Source organism: Motilimonas pumila (genome assembly GCF_003596335.1).
Lineage (GTDB): Bacteria > Pseudomonadota > Gammaproteobacteria > Enterobacterales > CBDFNC01 > Motilimonas > Motilimonas pumila.
Window position 1 is genome coordinate 40,099 of the sequence record NZ_QZCH01000002.1, and the last position, 17,807, is coordinate 57,905.

Annotated in this window: 18 protein-coding genes; 7 read left to right on the forward strand and 11 right to left on the reverse strand. The window is 46.4% G+C overall.

The features are described 5' to 3' along the window. Positions 1-9 precede the first annotated feature (9 nt). The 11 genes from D1Z90_RS02845 to D1Z90_RS02895 all read right to left on the reverse strand — a co-directional run bounded on the left by D1Z90_RS02845 (position 10) and on the right by D1Z90_RS02895 (position 11,669). On the reverse strand, positions 10-459 hold the full coding sequence (locus D1Z90_RS02845; RefSeq protein ID WP_119909235.1) for a hypothetical protein: 450 nt from the start codon (positions 457-459) through the stop codon (positions 10-12). Continuing rightward, positions 456-1,289, reverse strand: coding sequence for an alpha/beta fold hydrolase (locus tag D1Z90_RS02850; RefSeq protein WP_119909236.1), 834 nt, complete (start codon positions 1,287-1,289; stop codon positions 456-458). Before D1Z90_RS02850 ends, D1Z90_RS02845 begins: the two co-directional genes overlap by 4 nt. Next, positions 1,282-2,403, reverse strand: a complete 1,122-nt coding sequence (locus D1Z90_RS02855; protein WP_119909237.1) for a polyketide synthase dehydratase domain-containing protein — start codon at positions 2,401-2,403, stop codon at positions 1,282-1,284. Before D1Z90_RS02855 ends, D1Z90_RS02850 begins: the two co-directional genes overlap by 8 nt. Then, positions 2,400-3,377, reverse strand: coding sequence for a hotdog family protein (locus tag D1Z90_RS02860; protein ID WP_119909238.1), 978 nt, complete (start codon positions 3,375-3,377; stop codon positions 2,400-2,402). The genes D1Z90_RS02855 and D1Z90_RS02860 overlap by 4 nt, the downstream gene beginning before the upstream one ends. Positions 3,378-3,379: 2 nt before the next feature. Further along, positions 3,380-4,285 (reverse strand): polyketide synthase dehydratase domain-containing protein, encoded by a 906-nt coding sequence (locus D1Z90_RS02865; RefSeq protein ID WP_119909239.1) that lies wholly within the window; start codon positions 4,283-4,285, stop codon positions 3,380-3,382. After that, entirely contained in the window at positions 4,269-5,600 is a 1,332-nt protein-coding gene (locus tag D1Z90_RS02870) for a beta-ketoacyl-[acyl-carrier-protein] synthase family protein (protein WP_119909240.1), read from the reverse strand. Before D1Z90_RS02870 ends, D1Z90_RS02865 begins: the two co-directional genes overlap by 17 nt. Further along, entirely contained in the window at positions 5,590-6,852 is a 1,263-nt protein-coding gene (locus tag D1Z90_RS02875; RefSeq protein ID WP_119909241.1) for a beta-ketoacyl synthase N-terminal-like domain-containing protein, read from the reverse strand. The genes D1Z90_RS02870 and D1Z90_RS02875 overlap by 11 nt, the downstream gene beginning before the upstream one ends. Before the next feature lie 11 nt (positions 6,853-6,863). After that, positions 6,864-8,096 (reverse strand): beta-ketoacyl-[acyl-carrier-protein] synthase family protein, encoded by a 1,233-nt coding sequence (locus D1Z90_RS02880; RefSeq protein ID WP_119909242.1) that lies wholly within the window; start codon positions 8,094-8,096, stop codon positions 6,864-6,866. Positions 8,097-8,100: 4 nt separating this feature from the next. Beyond that, a complete protein-coding gene (locus D1Z90_RS02885) occupies positions 8,101-8,472 on the reverse strand; it encodes an acyl carrier protein (protein ID WP_119909243.1) in 372 nt (123 codons plus the stop codon). A gap of 568 nt (positions 8,473-9,040) precedes the next feature. After that, the gene (locus D1Z90_RS02890) at positions 9,041-9,544 is read right to left on the reverse strand and encodes a protein disulfide oxidoreductase (RefSeq protein WP_119909244.1); all 504 of its coding nucleotides are present in this window, start codon (positions 9,542-9,544) and stop codon (positions 9,041-9,043) included. Further along, positions 9,531-11,669 (reverse strand): protein-disulfide reductase DsbD family protein, encoded by a 2,139-nt coding sequence (locus D1Z90_RS02895; RefSeq protein WP_232525188.1) that lies wholly within the window; start codon positions 11,667-11,669, stop codon positions 9,531-9,533. The genes D1Z90_RS02890 and D1Z90_RS02895 overlap by 14 nt, the downstream gene beginning before the upstream one ends. A 492-nt stretch (positions 11,670-12,161) precedes the next feature. Between D1Z90_RS02895 and D1Z90_RS02900 the strand changes: the two genes are divergently transcribed. The 7 genes from D1Z90_RS02900 to tatB all read left to right on the forward strand — a co-directional run bounded on the left by D1Z90_RS02900 (position 12,162) and on the right by tatB (position 17,797). Further along, the gene (locus tag D1Z90_RS02900; RefSeq protein WP_119909246.1) at positions 12,162-12,734 is read left to right on the forward strand and encodes a hypothetical protein; all 573 of its coding nucleotides are present in this window, start codon (positions 12,162-12,164) and stop codon (positions 12,732-12,734) included. Positions 12,735-13,241: 507 nt separating this feature from the next. Continuing rightward, positions 13,242-13,520, forward strand: a complete 279-nt coding sequence (locus D1Z90_RS02905; RefSeq protein WP_147378724.1) for a hypothetical protein — start codon at positions 13,242-13,244, stop codon at positions 13,518-13,520. A gap of 598 nt (positions 13,521-14,118) precedes the next feature. Next, a complete protein-coding gene (gene ubiE / locus D1Z90_RS02910) occupies positions 14,119-14,874 on the forward strand; it encodes a bifunctional demethylmenaquinone methyltransferase/2-methoxy-6-polyprenyl-1,4-benzoquinol methylase UbiE (RefSeq protein ID WP_119909248.1) in 756 nt (251 codons plus the stop codon). Positions 14,875-14,883: 9 nt separating this feature from the next. Next, a complete protein-coding gene (locus D1Z90_RS02915; protein WP_198419035.1) occupies positions 14,884-15,495 on the forward strand; it encodes a ubiquinone biosynthesis accessory factor UbiJ in 612 nt (203 codons plus the stop codon). After that, entirely contained in the window at positions 15,495-17,141 is a 1,647-nt protein-coding gene (gene ubiB / locus D1Z90_RS02920; RefSeq protein WP_119909249.1) for a ubiquinone biosynthesis regulatory protein kinase UbiB, read from the forward strand. Before D1Z90_RS02915 ends, ubiB begins: the two co-directional genes overlap by 1 nt. 79 nt (positions 17,142-17,220) lie before the next feature. Further along, on the forward strand, positions 17,221-17,457 hold the full coding sequence (gene tatA, locus D1Z90_RS02925) for a Sec-independent protein translocase subunit TatA (RefSeq protein ID WP_119909250.1): 237 nt from the start codon (positions 17,221-17,223) through the stop codon (positions 17,455-17,457). A gap of 7 nt (positions 17,458-17,464) precedes the next feature. Next, complete coding sequence (gene tatB, locus D1Z90_RS02930) at positions 17,465-17,797, forward strand: Sec-independent protein translocase protein TatB (protein ID WP_119909251.1); 333 nt, start codon at positions 17,465-17,467, stop codon at positions 17,795-17,797. Positions 17,798-17,807: the final 10 nt, after the last annotated feature.

Consider the following 17,807-nt stretch of genomic DNA (forward strand, 5'->3'; position numbering starts at 1 on the left):
CCTTTAGGATTAGCCTTCGGTCAGTGACATCGATTGGGCGGTGTAATAACGAGATTGAGGCCAGTCCAGTAGCGCTTGTCGCTTGGCATCCGGCATTCTTTCTGTGGTTGAAACAAAGTTGATGCTGACTTGTTTAGCTGCCAATTCCAGGGCGGCAATTTGGGTCAATGCTTTAGCGCCAGCTTCCGACATAGGGTCAGTCTGACCTTGCCAGCATACCCAAAAGTGACAGCCTTTTTGTCGCATTAGAGGCCGATAAAGCTGTCGTAGACACGCAAACAGTTGATCTAGGCTCTCTTGAGCGTTCGTTTGCACCTTGATGGTGAGCCATAAGGTGTCGCACTTTTGCTTTATCAAAGTCTGGTTGATGGCAGCAATTTGCTCACCTTGTTCGGGAGGGTATGAATAATCGCAAGGCTGACCTTGTCGGTCGATCACAAGTAATGTTGGGCTAGTCATAGTGACTCCAAGAAATGCTGAATATGGCGGTTAACTTCAGGGTGTAACTCAATATTGGCAACGTGCGTATCTTTATTAAACATGACGTGCTGAAGCTGCGGATTGGCCCGTTGCATCGCTCGTTGTAGCGCTGGAGGGCAGAGAATGTCACCGTCACAAGCAATTTGAAGGCAAGGCAGTTGACGCGGGATATGACACGTAGTTTGACGTTGCCTACAGGCATCGAGAAACCGGCTTAAACCGGTAATGTCTCGATTGTTATGCTGGTATTTTTGCAGCACATTGGCTTCAAAACCAGTCAGCTTAGCCAAGTAGTCATCGCTGAAAAACCAAGGATAGACATTAGCAAAGACCTGCTCGGGGAGGACTTTTGCCTGCAGTTGTTGTATCACCGCCCGCAGCATTCGTTGACCTTTTTGCGAAATCTCTGCGGCGCTATTAAGCATTACCATACTGTGCCAAGACGTGGGGTATTGATTCACCAGGCTGAGTGCTAGCATGCCGCCCAGTGAGTAACCGATTAAGCTGCGATGCTGAAAATTAAGCTGTGTAATGAGTGAATGCAGCGCGGCAGTCAGTTCATCGTAATGAAAGGCTTGCCACGTAGTCCCAGCACTTTCTCCACAGCCAGGGTAGTCAATAAATAGCAGGCCGTAGTCATGCTTGAAAGGGCGATACCTTTGTTGTTTTAACCAAGAATCTGCACCATGAAACACGCCATTTAAAAAAACCAGTAAATGTTTACTGTCAGGGTTTCCTTTTAAGCAGTAACGAATGGTAAAACTCGGGCTTTTAAAAGCCAGCCACTGGTCAGCGCTGGGTTTACTCATCGCTGGCCTCCAACTCTGCTTTTACTAATGCTTCGGTATCGGTTGCTGGTGTGGCTGTGACAGCGCTGCGTGCTAACCATTGCTCAATGATTTCTGCATCAAACTGCTGTCCCATGTGATGACGCATCATCACCCCTTGAGCCTCCAATATGACCTGGTTATTGCTATCAAATACGGCCATTTTGCAGATAATTTCAGCTTCGTCTGCTCGTTGCAGGTGAATATGTACCCGACAAAAGCTGTGACTAGGGTGTTGGCGAAAGACCTGTAGCGCTTGAATTTTCATAGGTAAGCGGGGCTTACCGTCGTGCAAAATAGCGCTAAAGCAAATCAGTTGTAAGCAAGAGTCTAAGCCCAGTGGCGACATAATGAAATGGTCATTGCCACTGGCTAACCAGCCTTTCTCTTTGTGTTGGCAGTGGTACTCACCCAATAGCTCCTGGCGATTTTCACTTAAGACAAACTCTCCGGTTAAGCTTTGGAATAATGGCCCGTGGGTTGTAATAATACGATCGTACAGAAAATCTTTGCAGGCTTTATATTGCTGAATTTCACCATCAAAATAAGGCAGTTGCACGCTGGGTTTGAGCCTAAAGTCGAAGCTGATTTGAGCGCTGGCGTGGCGTTTTTTACCTAAGCATTTGCCTTGGCGGTTAATCCGCTGGCTCAGTAACGAGACTTTCAAACTGCTCTTAACGCTATTGATCGCTATTTTCTCAATGTGGATTTCTAGCTCGGTAGTTTTACCCGGCGTTAATACTAAACCTCGCTCAATAATAAATTGGCTGACTGCTAGCGGGTAACACTGTTGCTGGCCAAAATGGTGGCCTAGCAGCCAAGCCGCGGCTTCAAGTAAATACTCTAGCAATACCGTAGCGGGAATAATATCGCCCATGGTAAAGCTATGATGACTGGCAAACAGCGCTTGCTGGTGATCTAAATTTAACTGCAATTGAGCAATATTGTTGCAGTCATAGCTGACCTTTGCGCCTGCCAGTAAAGGCAACTCATGGGCTGCTATCATGCCATCGATTTGTTCCGACTTTGGTAACCGCCTTTGACTCAATGGTAGCGGAAGCATTTCGTTTAATTTTTCGTTGAGTAAGTCGATCATGATGCCGTCTCCACCTGTTGACGGTAACAGGCAAGGTCCGTATCAAACTGAATACTATTACGTAGCTCGATAGGAGCATGCTTAAGGCCAATATGACCGAAGTAGGCGCTGCATTCGCCGTTTCTATCATGAACCCTAAAGTTCATGTGTTGGTCTGGCCCTTGCAGTAACGTAATGGCCCCTTGGCAGTGATAATCTTGAGCCATGTTGAAGGCCTGCAAGATATAAACGTGCTGCATTTGCACCGGCAACTTACTGTAGAACGTGGGTTTATCTTGGCTTTCAATTTGAATGCAATTGAGCACAGCCGTTTGTAATACACTGTCTATCGCCAGCGGCGAGCAGATAAATGCCAAATCGGGTTGTTGTGAAAATTGTGCTTCATGGCGCTGTATGTTGAATGTACTGGCTATACATCGTTGTTTGGGATCTAATGAAAATTGCCCCGTCATGGTTTGAAATAAAGGACCATGGGTGTGGTTAATATGTTGATAATATGCCGTCGCAGGCATAGCGTAATGGTCTAATTTGGCTGCCATTGGCACGGCAGGCAAGTTTTCCGGCAGCTTGGCTTGCAATCGAATGCTGGCGCAAGCCACTGTGACACCACGACGAGTGAGCTTACCGGCTTTATTGTATAAGTCGGTGGTTAATGTGAGCTGAAATTGTAGCGGCGCAACCTGCTCGCAATGCAGGCAAACTTGCTGCTGTTGGCCAAGTGCAAATGATAAAGCACGGTCGACTCGAAAATGGTCGATGGCTATCGGAAAGTAGTCGTCCACTTGAGCGAGCGCTACCGCGGCTTGAATAAACATTTCATTGGTCATGGCTGCCGGTACTAAACAGTGGTCGGCAAAAAAGTGGTCGGCCATGGCGGGCATGGTGGTCGCGTCATAGGTGAACGAAAATGACAACTGCGTAGGGCTGATGGCGACATCTTTGGCCCAATGAATGAAAAAATAGTTTGAAGGCATGGTTATAAATTCCTGCTAACCAGTTGGTAATTCGAGAAAAATGCAACAGGGCTTAAGTCATGGCTGTTGACTTGTAAAATGTTTAAGCCGGCCCCTTGCTGACTGGTTTGAATCACGGTAGTGAGGCGACCATCTTGAGCTTGACCGAGATAATGCAATTGGCCAATGTCACTGGGTAATTGCACTTGCCCCTGTAAAAAACTGAAAAATGGGATGTGCTGTACTGCTGCCATACAAGCTAACACTGGACTGTGCAAGTCTGGTTCGGTGCTATTGGCGAGTAAGTATTGGGCGCTGTTACGCAGGTTTGCGCCTGCCAACAAACTGTTGCTCGGAACGTGACAGCGATAGTCAAAATCTAAAGTGGCAAACAAGCAACCGAGCTGGCTTGGAGCGTGTTGTTGAAACTCACTGACTGTCGCACGACTGACTATATCTATATTGGCTGCTGATGCTGGGTCAGTCATCGCTTGCAACAGCGATTGATAACCTGCGTGAGTAGAAACTTCACCGGCTTTCACTTGAGCTAACTTGGCTGTCAGTACAACGATATTCTGTCGTACTGTTTTGCCACTTCGATTACGTTTGTCGCTGAGTACCGTGAGTAAAAAGTCGCTCTCTGGTGCTTCTTGCTGTAGCAAAAAGGTTAAGGGTGTTGGTTGTTCGGGGTTAACAACCGCAAAGCGAGGAGCTGTGATATGGCTCGCTTGTGTGTTCACTAAGGGCCATTTAGCAACAGGTTGTAATAGCTGCAGCGCCATTTCTAACAAAAAGACACTAGGAATGACGGCTTGGCCTGCAATTTGATGGCTTAGCAAGTAGCGGTGTTGTTTCAGATCAACCATGATTCTGCTTTGCCATTGACGATCCGTTACTTGCTCGAGCGTGGCATCAGCGATGAGTTTCATGCTGTGCTCCTGAATAAGCTGAAAAAATCACGCTGGCATTTTGGCCTCCAAAGCCAAAGTTATTGGATAAAACGTGCTCCACTTTCAGGTCGCGGCTGGTTTCGGGGACATAATCTAAGTCCAGCTCTGGATCCGCTTGCTGGTAATTGCGTGTACCGTGGATCATTTGACTGCGAATAGACTGGATACAAGCGACAGCCTCGATCGCGCCAGCAGCCATAATGCCGTGCCCAATCATTGATTTAGTGGATGAAATAGGCACTTTATAAGCCGCTTGCTGGAACACTTTTTTAATGGCTAGAGACTCAATTTTGTCATTCATTTGGGTCGAAGTACCGTGAGCGTTGATGTAACTTATTTGTTCGGGATCAAGGCCTGCCACAGCTAAGGCTCCGCGCAGAGTGCGGCTGGCTCCCGAGGCTTCTGGGTCTGGGTCGGTCGCGCGATAACCATCAGAGAAAGATGCGTAGCCAGTGACTTCGGCCAGAATGGTTGCTCCCCTTGCGAGGGCACAAGACAGAGATTCGATCACCAGCACAGCGCAGCCGCTGCCCATTACAAAACCTGAGCGGGTTTGACTAAAGGGGGCGCAAGCAGTTTCGGGGTCGGGGTTTTGACTCAATGCGCCGATTCGTGTGAAACCTATCATGGCATTGATATCGAAATCATATGCGCCGCCAGCCAAAGCGGTGCGTATTTTTCCGCGGCGTATTTTTTCAAAAGCTTCGCCGATGGCGTTATTTCCTGAAGCACATGCTGTGCCTATGCTTAAATGCGGCCCCGTTAAACCGTAGTAGCGGGCGGTAAAATGGTTGATGCTCTCAAACTCTGAGACTTGCTTGCGCTGCGCTAATTGGTCGCACTGTGTCAGTTGTTGCCAATAGGCCGAAGGAGAAAATGCGCCCTCGCTCTGCGCGTGCCGTAAATGTGGCAAAAAAGCGGCCATATCGTTGGCGGGAGAATAAGTACGATCGGCTATCATGCAAGCTGTGTGACGATACTCTGGGGTGAATAAATCCAGCTCTGCTTGCTGCACTGCCTCCTCCACAGCCAGAAAAAAACCTTGGACGCTTGCGTCTAAGCTTGTGTACTGACTTAAATTTGGGTGCCGCTTAATGGCCTGCTGTAAACACGGCCTGGATGCGGCAATGGCCACAATATCCCCAGATAGCGGCAGATGCTGCACGGCTTTAATGCCGTTTTCACCTTGCAACAAACTTTGCCATAACTGTGTTGCCCCGGTGCCAAATGGACTGACGCAACCCATGCCAGTTATGACGACGCGTTCAAATGGTGCCTGCTTGTTATTGTTCATCCCTTGGATCCTTTTGGCTATGAGAAGCGTGTGGCTTACGGCTTAATATCAGACTGCATTGGTTGCCCAGGTAATCGATGTGATGACACAGCAAGCGTTGTATATTGGCTGAGGGCTGGCATTGCGTTACATAATTCAGCTTGTCGGCTAGCGGTCGTTGAGCAGCCAAGTGAACAGGCGCGAGGTAGCCATGTTTAAGCTGTAAACAAGCGTAAAATAAGCTTGTTGCGGCGGCAGCGCCGAGGGTAAAGCCCGTATTTGCGGTACTGGAAACGATGGCGGTATCTGCGCCAAAGACCCGGTAAATCGCGTGTGCTTCAGCTTCATCAAGTTGTGCAATACCGGCACTGGTTACTTGTATCGCATCAATATCACTCGGCTGTAAGTTTGCCGCGGCGAGTACCTGTTTAAGTTGCTGGGTCAGTTGTAAGCAAATTTCGTCACAGGTGAGGGTTAAGATCCGCGACAGGTAGTCGTTTTGATAGGCGTCAATGTAGGCGTAAGGTGTTTGGCTGACCAAATCGGCCCGCTCTAACCAAAAGCTAACGCCTGCCTCGCTGATTGTTAAGCCCGGCGTTTTGGGGTGTTCAAGGGCTAATAAATCTTGCTGTTGGAGTAAAAACTGTTGCTCTATGGTGGGATCCATTTCTGAGGCTCCCGCTAATACTCGCTCACTGCGACCGTCAACGATGCTTTGAAAAGCTTCTCCCATGGCTATAGCACCACCGCTAGGGCCATTAATCACACTGTAGCTAATGCCTTTCAGGCCATATTGAATAGATATTTGGCCGCCGGTTGTATTGGGTAATCGAGGCAATATCCACAATGGAGGAAATAGGCGATAGCCGTGTTCACCAAGTGCTTGGTAGTCAATTTCCCCTTGACTGTCTAGGCTCGCCAGGTATGGCGCAGCGGCATTAATAATGCCTTGACTCATAAAGGCACCGAAGATAATGCCATGCTGCTCACCGTTGGCGGCAAGCACCGCTGGGGCTATTTGACTGTCGCTGACAGCTAAGGTTGCGCTGGCAATACCAAGCTTGGCTTGGCGCGTCAGCATACGAATCGATTTTTTATCTTTAATCAGCTGTTTCGGTTCAAAATCGGCCACCACTCCCTGCTTAAAAGGCAATTGGTGATGGCAAGTCAAGGGAACATGACCGGCTTGATGTTGTTGAATGTGTTGCTCAAGGCTGATGCCAAGAGGTGTTAACGCCCCGACACCGGTGATAGCGACCGCTGAGGTGTTCATAGTGTAATCCTTTAGGGTTCACAAGCAGTGGTAGCTGCTCGTTGGAAAATTAAACTGGTATTGCTGCCGCCGATTGCGCTGGAATTATTTAAGCAATACTCCATTGCGTGCGTCTCTGCTATGTTGCCAACTAAGTTGACTGGGCAATCTTGGGCAGCAGGCTGCAGGTTTAAGTTTGGGTGTAGTCGTTGCTGTTTTAAGCTTTGTACGCAGACGATCGACTCAAGCACGCCACTTGCGGCTAAGGTGTGCCCTAGTAATGACTTACTGCTGTTCACTTTGGGCCGGTGTGGCAGTAATTGAGCAATGGCTTGGCATTCAGTACGGTCGTTCAGTTTTGTACCCGTACCGTGGGCATTGACGTATTGAATATCGGTTGCCGTTAATTGAGCATCTGTCAGTGCCATGCTCATGGCGCTTTGCTTACCATGCGCGCTAGGATCGGTGAGCCGGTGGGCGTCGGTCGTGTTGCCGTAACCGACAATCTTTGCGTGCACCTTGGCTTGGCGCTGATGGGCATGACTCTCCCGCTCTAGCACCATGACGCCAGCGCCTTCGCCTAATACAAAACCATTTCGGTGTTCAGCAAAGGGCTGAATTCCTTGCGCCAAAGTATGACCAGGGCTGTGCATGTTTAAGCGGCTAAAGCCAGACAGAAAAGCCGGAGAAATCCGGCTGTCACAGCCCGCAACAATGACGGTATCAGCCTCATTATGTTGCAGCATTTTGTAACCTAAACCGATCGCTTGACTGCCGCTGGTACAGGCGTTGACGATGCAACTACTTGGACCTGAAATACCGGTTAAAATCGCTAAGTGGGCCAAGTGAATATTGGCATAAGTTTGCAAAAACCAGTTTGGGTTTCGCTCAGTTAAGGCTTGCGCAGTCACGTCTTCGCAGAGGTGGGATGACGCGCCAACTAACAAGGCAACCCTAGGGTTATTGGCCAGTTTCATGTGTGCTAAATGTGCATCTTGCAAAGCTGTAAACGCTGCATAACAAAGCATTTGGCTGATTCTATGCATATGACGCAACTGCTTTTTCAATGCTGGCACTTGTTCACCAAAGTCGGCTTGTAATGAAGGCCGCGTACATTGTGCTAACAAGTGCACACCATGCCCTGCAAGGGAGTGGGAAGGCGGCAATGTTTGAATTCCCGTTTGTCCTGCGAGCATGCGTGACCATACGGTTTCAGTGTCATTCCCTAAGGCGCTACAAATCCCCAACCCGGTTACTGCAATCATAGGCTTAGGCGGCCTGCTTAAATTGAATGAAATCAATTAAGCTACTGACATTAAAGAAAGTTTGAGGCTGTTTATGCTCGCTGAATGCCGTCAAACAGGCTTGGTCAAAGTGTGGGTACTCTTGAGTTAGGCGCTGCAAAGTGTCATCGCTGACGTTACCTTCGGCATCCAAGTAAGTTTGCTGTTGCAAGAAAGCGGGAAAAATATCTCCTGGATTAATCTTCAGTTGGTAGGCTTGTTCCAGTGAGTAAATAATATCGACGAAGTCTATCGACTCTGCCGCTAAATCATCGACCAAGTTTGCGGCAGGGTTAACCTCTTCTGGCTCAACTCCTAATACGTCTACTAAGATTGCTTGAATTTGTTGCTCTAACATTTGTTACTCCATGTATTTACAAAACACTCACTACGAGTCTTTTTTTAACCGTATCAATCTTAAAAAAGTATGTAAATACAATGATTTAAGGGTTTTCCTTTACTTGGGGTGAGCGCAGGCCTACCGCATTTTTTGCAGTATTTAGCGGCATAAACCGATGTAAATAGGAACGCTAAAATAGTGCTTAACTGAGACTGTGCTACATAGGCCTTACTCCACTTTTCAGTATAAAAATCTATTTTAAGTTGCTTGAACAGCAAAATGGGTGGTTTGGGGTTGGTAGAATTTGTTAATAAAAGTGACTGGTTTGTAATAAATTTTTTTTAAAAAAATATGATGATAATGGGAACCGAGTTAGGTTTCAGTCGATTTAATAGTAATTTTTTTGATTTTATTGTTATCACAAGGTAATGATTTTATGGGGCGGATGAGTGGGCGTGACTTTTTTGTTTAAGCTGTTAGGGTTAGCCTAGCGGTTGCGAGTGAAAGTACAATCTAGCAATAATGGGCGGTGTTATACGCTGTAACATCATTGTTGATAAAGTATGCTACAGCATATTGTTCTGAATTAGGCCAGCCAGAGTCTCCACCATATTCCTGGCAAACTCGTGAAACCTGTTGTGTAATATTGAATTTTACCGTCTTTAATGACGACGAGGGTCGGAGTGACTCGTATCCCCCAAGCTGCCCCTAGTCGGTTCTGAGGATCGTTAATGGTATTAAACTCGTAATCATGATGCTCTAAATATTGCCTTACCCTATCTGGCTCACCGGATCGTAGGGCCACACTGACAATTTGATAATGCTGGCTAAGCCATGAGACAGCAGGGCTAACGTAGTTACACACAGGGCACCAAGTTCCCCAGAAGTATATGAGAGTGGGTGCTTGCTGTTGACTGAGTTGCGCGAGGTTTATTGCTTTACCCTCAATATCATACACAGTTATATCGGGTATAGGCTGATGAATAAGATCGCGTCCACGCCACCAGTCAGCGACGCTGCTTATGATAAAAAGTAACAACAAAAAACTGACGCCTTGGCCAGTCCACTTACGCCACTTATTCAATTTCATCAGTTCCCTTATTTTGTGCTTGTAAATATTCCAGGTTGGATGGCTTTGTATTTGACTGCTGCTCATCAGGGGTAGTCAGCCCTGAAGCTTGTTGCAGAGCTTGAGTCACGGCAGAAGCAGTTAATATTACCGGCAGCGCAATGCCATGCGGGGCAGAGGGGCCATAGACAATATTAAAAGGCACGCCATAACGATTATATTGCTGCAAATAATCGTTGATGTGAGCGGCAGGGCGAGTCCAGTCTGCCTGAACCAGTTTTACTGTGTTGCTTTGTAATTGCTCCACTACGGGAGACTGTAATAACACCCCTACTTTATTAGCTTTGCAGGTAATACACCAGTCTGCGGTAACGTCGACAAACACTACATGCCCTGCGTCGACCAATTGCTTTATATTGGTTTGCTTTAAGGGTTGCCACGTTAATTGAGGCAAGGGCGTTTGCCATGATTTACTGGTGAGTGCTGCGCCGAAGGCAACACAGCCTAGCAGCAGTAACGAGGTGCTTATTACTATCAGGCAAATTCTACCACCATAACGCTTAAGCACTAACCAAGCCCCTAACAAGCTGAGACAGAGAATAACCAGTACCAGTGCAGCCATGCTGATAAATTGAGCCAATAAGTAACCTATCCATACACTCGTAGCGAGCAGCATGAAAGCAAAGAGGTATTTCAGCCAACCCATCCAGGGGCCTGGCTTTGGTAGTAATCGCGCGGTTTGTGGCCATGCGGCAACGAGCAGCCAAGGGGCGGCCATACCTAGACCAAGAAAAGTGAAGATAATCATCATGCTTGTATTGCTGGCAGCCAGAGCAAAAGCCACTGCGGTACCAAGAAAAGGCGCGCTGCACGGGGTGGCTAGCAAGGTGGCAAACATGCCCTGTAAGAAATGACCTTGATAGCCTTTATTACCACTGGTTGCTAACCGAGTTTGCCAGCGGCTGGGCAACTGAATGTCAAACCAACCAAGTAGGTTAAATGCAAAAATAGTGGTCACTAATAACATTAACGCCAGGAACCAAGGCTGCTGAAACTGTATTCCCCAGCCTATACTTTTACCACTGACCTTGAGTAGCAAAAGCGCGGTAGCAATGAGCCAGAATGAGACTACTATTCCCGCTGCGGATGCTAAAAATTGCCTCCTCAAATGAGCCTGGTCATGGTTTGGCACCCTTATGATACTGTTTAATTTGAGTCCTAACACGGGTAATACGCAGGGCATGAAATTTAAAATAAAGCCACCCATGAGGGCAATCAGCCAGATTGGTAGCTTGCTACCAGCGGGTGGTTCAAAAGGTAAACCTTGTGCTGCGGTCGCGTGATACTCACCAGCGAAATGCTCATCAGCAACCGTGATGCTTAGGCTTTTACCAGTCAAGTTGGCCTCACTTAGCCAACCTTTTCCCGCAGCAATTAGCTTAAGTTGATCACCGTCTTGCCATTGTTTCAGAACGCTAAAATGCGTGTCTTCAGCGCCATCAATAAAAACTGTCGGTTGCTGCCATACCCTGCCTTTTAGCGCGAGACTCAGGGTTTGGCTGCTTTGGTGCCACACTACTTGAGTGAGTTCAGCTTGGGGATCTGGTTGCGGCACTAAGCTCAGAGCTTGGCCGTAAGCAAATGCACTGTCTTGGTTCGCTTTGCGCTGTTTGGGATCGATATCAAGTATAATTGGGTAGTCGGTTAAGACGCAAACACTGGTGCAACTTGGCAGCGTTAATGTCGCGCGTAAACGTATTGGCTGGGTGATATCTTCTGCCACTAGGTGCAACGGAAAGGCAACGGCTTGTTGGTACCCTACGGTGTTGATTCCAAGAATGTTAAACGTTTCAGGCAAGGGCCAAAGCCAATCGATTGCTGCGAGGTTGTCTGAATGTTGCCACTCGATACTGGGAGCAACACCCCCTTCACCAGGCGAGCGCCAATAGGTCTTCCAACCATCATTCAGCTGCACCTGTAAAACGCTAAATACCCGCTTGTTGCTGGTATCAACCTGCCCGGTGGTAGAAAGCCTCACTTTGACGGGCGGGTGATTTTCATTAGTGATCCACTGACTGTCTGCAGCTTGAGTAGTGGCACTCGCTAATGCGAATAAACACCAAGCTATGAATATTTGCGTTTTCACTCTCTTCCTCATTATGGTTTCGGCGAACGGCCTGAAAGATATGAACCGGCATTATCGATAAATCTTTCAGATGAAGCTTCTTCTTTAGTTGCATACGTCTAAATTGCGCCTAAGCAGAGCGGGTGAGTATTCATTGCCGTCAATGGCAAGTTTGATACACGAGTGGGGTACTGAAAAAATTGGCTCGGATGCAGCTTGCTGAACGTACCATCAAGGTTGGCCCATTCAGCGGACAGCAAGTTCAATCCTGCAGCCGCGCCATAAATTTATCAAGCAAATATAACTAGAGGAAATCTCAATGTATCTGCTCACACCTAGAATACAAGGTAACTTGAGGAAAATTACCTTAGTTTACGTAAGCTGACATTGCGTACACGGCGATAAGTGTATGTTTGTTAATGTAATGGCCTTGGTTCTATGGTTGAGGTATGGTGCCATCATCGGCTAAAATAAAAGCATCAAAAAAATCAAAGTAAACATAAAGGGATTATTATGTTTGCTGAGATAGTGCAATGGACGTCACTGCTTTCACTGCTGGTGATGGTTGTCGCAACTGTGTATTTTTCACTTCGAAATTTTAGCTGGATTAATCAAGCCCCTCTGGGTTATCAAGGTTGCCACCCCAGTTGGCGGAGCTTTAGTGGACATCAAAATTGGCAATTATTGTGGCAAATCAGTTTGGCCGTCATTGCCAGTCGGCTATTACTGTTTGCGGTGGTGCAGATTGTTTTTCATTTGATCCACCCAAGTGATAATGATTTGCTGACGATATTTCGAGATCTTTGGTACCGTTGGGATACTAATAGTTTCTTATCGATCGCAGACAATGGTTACGTGAATGAGGGTAAAGACCGCTTGCTGCTGGTTTTTTATCCCTTGTATCCGGTGTTAGTGCATTTAATGACTTATCTGATCCCCGATACATTTTTTGCTGCGGTAGCCGTTTCTAACATTTGTCTGATTTTGGCTTGTTTTACCTTGTTTAAATTGGTCATGTTCGAATTCCATCAGCGCGACATTGCTGCTGCCAGCGTTAAATACCTACTTAACCTGAACTCGGGATGATGAGTGTCGTAATTATATGATAAATAATAAAACTTTAATTAAGTACAAACTTACCACTCCCGAAATAACCTAATTTTGCCACAATACTGATAGTTTGGTTCCTGTCAAGGCGGAGCCACATGTCCAATAGCCCGCTATTGGCAGTGGCGACAACGCAGAAAGGGACCCAAATAGCTGTGTTGTGAGGCGCTGCTTATCCCGAGTTCAGGTTACTTATTTACCCTTTTTCATTTTTTGCTTCGATTGCTTATACCGAAAGTTCGTTATTTGTTGATGTCGCTAGCGTGTTTTTATTTTTGTCGCAGGGGGATATTTCCTGCTGCGGCAATGTTTGGTTTTGCTGCTGCGTTGACCCGGAATCATGGCGTTTTATTGCTTGTGCCCATGGTGTATTAGGTATTAAGGCAAGGTCGTTACATCACCGAGGCATCGGTGCATGCGAAATGCCGTTATTACCTAAGCTCAGGTTTGGCTTGTTGTGCATTGCCGTTAGGTATAGGTACCTATTTGATCATCAACAAATGGGTAAGTGGCGACTGGTTTCAATTTTTAGTTTATCAAAAAGAAAACTGGCACAATTCATTTGGCTTTTTTGCTCAGAATTTAGCAACTTTTTTCAACTTGGTAAGAGAAGCGGAATTTTTCGTGGCTGTTGGCACTTGGCTACCGACCCTGATGTTATTCTTTTTCTGTTTGGCGGAACTTGCTTTGTGTATGAGGCGTTTACCACAAGCCTATATTTTGTATGGGTTGGTAAATTTATTTATCTCGTATTCACCCTCATGATTGTTAAGTGGTCCTCGTTACCTACTCGGTATGTTTCCATTATTCATTGGCTTGGCCGTGTTCGCTCACCAATACAAAAAGTTAGGCGCTATTTTAGATAAGTTGATGCTGACCTTATTGGTGCTTTATTGCGTGATTTTCTTTCGTAATGGAGTGTATTTGGCAAAATCAGCCCGTATTCTATTTCGAATAAAGTGCCATACAGTCCACCCAAGTATTAATTGCGTTAAGCTCGACCCTTATCCCCATAAGTGTTGAATAAACCGTAATAACAAGCAGGTGAACTGTATGTCCTCTTGATTTGAAGGAGGTTAAGGCTTGCGCCTTGTACATAAGTATAGCCAGTTGCCATGAGATAAAATTGCCAATAATAAGAACGGTTCGTTGTCGTTTATGTTAAGTAGTTTAAGTTGTTGATCTTTAATTGATAGCTCAAAGTTCTGCGTTTTAAATTAGTGCTTTTTTAAGCCTTAAGGCGTCTCGCTCTTTGCCGCATCACTCGGATATATCGCTTTCCATATCTGTATCTAGCTTAACGCTGGATGCGGTGCTTAGCATCAAGTAAACTAGCTTAAGTTACAGCTTTTAAGGAACAGAAATGACACAGCAAGCGGACGATACAACGCATTTTGGTTATCAGACCGTTGCCACTGAAGACAAGGTGGAGAAGGTAGCAGAGGTATTTCACTCTGTGGCTGCCAAATACGATGTGATGAACGACTTGATGTCTTTTGGCATTCATCGGGTATGGAAGCGCTTTACTATTGACTGCTCCGGTATTCGCCCGGGCCAAAAAGTGCTGGATTTGGCAGGAGGAACGGGTGATTTAACGGCTAAGTTCTCACGAGTGGTGGGGTCGCAGGGCCATGTCGTACTCGCCGATATCAATGATTCAATGCTAAAAGTAGGGCGCGCCAAATTGCGCGACTTGGGTATTGAAGGCAATGTTGAATACGTACAAGCCAATGCCGAAGCATTACCGTTTCCTGATAATCATTTCGATTTAATCACTATCGCTTTTGGTTTACGCAATGTGACTGATAAAGATAAAGCGCTACGCTCAATGTATCGAGTGTTGAAACCGGGTGGGCGCTTGTTGGTATTAGAATTTTCGAAGACCGAGCAGGCGTTGTTAAGTAAAGCTTACGACTTTTATTCGTTCAATATATTGCCTGGCATGGGCAAGGTCGTGGCGAATGATGCAGACAGCTATCGTTATTTAGCCGAAAGTATCCGTATGCACCCCGATCAAGAAACGCTAAAAGGCATGATGCAAGATGCCGAATTTGAAGGCGTAGAATACTTTAACTTAACGGGGGGCATCGTTGCCTTGCACCGTGGGTATAAATTTTAGGAGCTTGTTATGCCATTGTTGAACTTACTCAGTGCTGGTATTGAAACCGGCATCAATACCTTGCAAAAGTGGGATCAACAAGGAGCTAACCGTCGCCAAAGACTTGCTGGGCGAGTCTTTTCCATGGAGCTTAAAGAATTAGCACAGCCGTTCTTTTTTGTTGTGTCTGCGCAGCAAGTCGATGTTTTAGGCCGTTTTGAAGGTAATCCGGATGTTGCCGTAAAGTTGTCGGTGAGTGCGCTCGAAGATCTAAAAGACAGCGGCAAGACCACTCAGCTGATCAAACAAGACAAGCTCGAAGTAGAAGGCGATATTCAGTTACTGCAGCAATTTGCTGAGTTGTTAACTGAGATGGAGATTGATTGGGAAGAAGAGCTGTCTCACTACGTCGGGGATGTCGTGGCTCATAAGCTTTGTTATGGCGCGAAGCAGCTTAAACAAGGCGCTCAAAAACAAGCCTGCCGGTTACAAGGGAACTTAGCCGAAATCATCACCGAAGAATATCGGTTAGCACCAGGACCACTCGAAGTGGCACATTTTTGCGATGAAGTTAGCGTGCTTGCAGAGCAACTGCAAGCCCTTGAAATGCGTTTAGCTAAGTTGGAGCCAAGCTGCGAATGATGAAATTTAATGAATTACGCCGCTTTTATTTCATCGTCAAAACCTTTCTCAATTATGGCTTAGATGAACTTATTCCAAAAGACCGACTGCCGTTGCTGGCTCGCTTAGGCCGCAAAAGTATTTTCTGGATTGATAATCAACACGCAGATAAAGCGCTGCCAGAGCGTTTTCGTTTGGCGTTGCAAACGCTTGGCCCCGTTTATATTAAGCTAGGTCAGATGTTATCGACTCGTCGAGACCTGTTACCTCCAGAGTACGCCGAGCAGTTGGCATTACTGCAAGACCAAGTTGAGCCTTTTTGTGGTGAGTTGGCGCAGCAGCAAATAGAACACCACCTTGGGGCGAAGGTTGAGCAACTGTTTGACAACTTTGAGGCCACGCCATTGGCCAGCGCATCAATTGCTCAGGTGCACACTGCAAACCTTAAGTCTTGTGGCCGTGAAGTGGTGATTAAAGTCATTCGCCCAGGTATCGACAAGGTAATTAAAGCCGATGTGCAGTTAATGAAACTGTTGGCGTCTTTGGTGCAAAAGTACCTGCCTGAGGCTGATCGCTTGCGGCCCCTTGAAGTGGTACAAGAATACGAAAAAACCATCGTTGATGAGCTGGACTTGATGCGAGAAGGTGCAAATGCCATTCAATTAAGGCGCAACTTCGAAGGCTCTAAAGAGCTGTACGTACCGGAAATCATCAGCGATTATTGCACCCATGGTGTGCTAGTAATGGAGCGAATTTACGGCATTCCCGTGTCAGATATTGCAGCCTTAGAAGCCCAAGGCACCAATATGAAATTGCTGGCCGAGCGGGGCGTGGAAACGTTTTTTGCACAAGTGTTTCGCGATAGCTTCTTCCATGCAGACATGCACCCGGGTAATGTCTTTGTATCTTATGAACACCCAGAAGACCCTCTTTGGATTGGCATAGATTGCGGCATTGTGGGGACTTTAAATAAAGAAGACCAGCGCTATTTAGCCGAAAATTTCTTGGCGTTTTTTAATCGTGATTACCGTAAAGTCGCGCAGCTTCATGTTGACTCGGGTTGGGTGCCACCAGAAACCAAAGTAGAAGAATTTGAGTTTGCCATTCGTGCGGTGTGCGAGCCCATTTTTGAAAAGCCGCTGGCTGAAATTTCATTTGGCCATGTGTTATTGAACCTATTCAACACCGCGCGGCGCTTTAATATGAAAGTGCAGCCGCAGTTGGTTTTACTGCAAAAAACCTTGCTGTACATAGAGGGCTTGGGTCGCCAGCTATACCCCCAGTTAGATTTATGGAAAACGGCTAAACCCTTTTTAGAAAACTGGATGATGCAACAAGTCGGACCAAAAGCTGTGGTCAACGCAATCAAGGATAAAGCCCCCTATTGGGCTGAAAAAATTCCCGAATTTCCAGAGCTTATCTACGACGGTTTAAAACAATTCAAAAATCAGCAACATCAAATGTATAAAATGCAGTCTTGGTATCAAGAGCATAGCCGGAATATGGCTAAAAGCCGCTTTTGGGCACTTGCGGGCACAGGTTTGGTGGTGGCCGCAGCTGCGCTTTATGATCAGCAAGCTTGGCTGGCCTACGCTTTGGGCGGTGGCGGTTTTTTTGCTTGGTTGTTGGCGTATCAACACAGTTGTAAGAAAGTAGCAGTAGAATAAGTTGCGTATAGCTAAGGTTTTTTGTTCTACTGACCTTATAATTAACTCATTAGATCTACATTAATACAGGAAATAAACTATGGGTGGCATTAGTATTTGGCAATTAGTCATTATTGCGGTAATTGTCGTATTGCTGTTTGGCACTAAAAAGTTGCGCAATATTGGCGGCGATTTAGGTGGCGCAGTGAAAGGCTTTAAAAAAGCCATGAGTGATGAAGAAAAAGACGACGCCAAAAACCTTGCTGACCAAAGCCAAACCAAACAAGCCAGCGATGTTGAAAGCAAAGAAAAAAGCAAGCAAAACGAACAAGGCTAACGGTTAAATGTTTGATATCGGCTTTTGGGAACTGGTTGTTATTTCTGTGATTGGCCTGCTTGTGTTAGGTCCTGAACGGCTGCCGGTTGCCATACGCACCGTCATGAAGTGGGTGCGCACGATAAAAGGCACGGCAAATTCAGTCAAAAACGAGATTTCGCAAGAGCTCAAGTTACATGAAATGCATGAGAACTTGCGCAAAGCAGAGCAACAAGGCTTAAATGACTTGGATCCTGAATTGTCTGACTCGGTAGAAAGCCTTAAACAGGCTGCCGAGTCCGTTACCCGACCTTACGATAAACCAACAGACTCCGCCACACCGCCAAAGTCAGATAAATAATAATTGGACC

Excerpts from the sequence above, each read along its gene's own strand:
- D1Z90_RS02875 (WP_119909241.1), bottom strand. The coding sequence starts at position 6,852 with ATGAACACCTCAGCGGTCGCTATCACCGGTGTCGGGGCGTTAACACCT.
- D1Z90_RS02880 (WP_119909242.1), bottom strand. The coding sequence starts at position 8,096 with ATGATTGCAGTAACCGGGTTGGGGATTTGTAGCGCCTTAGGGAATGAC.
- ubiB (WP_119909249.1), top strand. The coding sequence starts at position 15,495 with ATGAAATTTAATGAATTACGCCGCTTTTATTTCATCGTCAAAACCTTT.
- D1Z90_RS02885 (WP_119909243.1), bottom strand. The coding sequence starts at position 8,472 with ATGTTAGAGCAACAAATTCAAGCAATCTTAGTAGACGTATTAGGAGTT.
- D1Z90_RS02865 (WP_119909239.1), bottom strand. The coding sequence starts at position 4,285 with ATGAAACTCATCGCTGATGCCACGCTCGAGCAAGTAACGGATCGTCAA.
- tatA (WP_119909250.1), top strand. The coding sequence starts at position 17,221 with ATGGGTGGCATTAGTATTTGGCAATTAGTCATTATTGCGGTAATTGTC.
- D1Z90_RS02915 (WP_198419035.1), top strand. The coding sequence starts at position 14,884 with ATGCCATTGTTGAACTTACTCAGTGCTGGTATTGAAACCGGCATCAAT.
- D1Z90_RS02855 (WP_119909237.1), bottom strand. The coding sequence starts at position 2,403 with ATGATCGACTTACTCAACGAAAAATTAAACGAAATGCTTCCGCTACCA.
- D1Z90_RS02860 (WP_119909238.1), bottom strand. The coding sequence starts at position 3,377 with ATGCCTTCAAACTATTTTTTCATTCATTGGGCCAAAGATGTCGCCATC.
- D1Z90_RS02870 (WP_119909240.1), bottom strand. The coding sequence starts at position 5,600 with ATGAACAATAACAAGCAGGCACCATTTGAACGCGTCGTCATAACTGGC.
- D1Z90_RS02890 (WP_119909244.1), bottom strand. The coding sequence starts at position 9,544 with ATGAAATTGAATAAGTGGCGTAAGTGGACTGGCCAAGGCGTCAGTTTT.
- D1Z90_RS02900 (WP_119909246.1), top strand. The coding sequence starts at position 12,162 with ATGTTTGCTGAGATAGTGCAATGGACGTCACTGCTTTCACTGCTGGTG.
- tatB (WP_119909251.1), top strand. The coding sequence starts at position 17,465 with ATGTTTGATATCGGCTTTTGGGAACTGGTTGTTATTTCTGTGATTGGC.
- ubiE (WP_119909248.1), top strand. The coding sequence starts at position 14,119 with ATGACACAGCAAGCGGACGATACAACGCATTTTGGTTATCAGACCGTT.
- D1Z90_RS02845 (WP_119909235.1), bottom strand. The coding sequence starts at position 459 with ATGACTAGCCCAACATTACTTGTGATCGACCGACAAGGTCAGCCTTGC.
- D1Z90_RS02850 (WP_119909236.1), bottom strand. The coding sequence starts at position 1,289 with ATGAGTAAACCCAGCGCTGACCAGTGGCTGGCTTTTAAAAGCCCGAGT.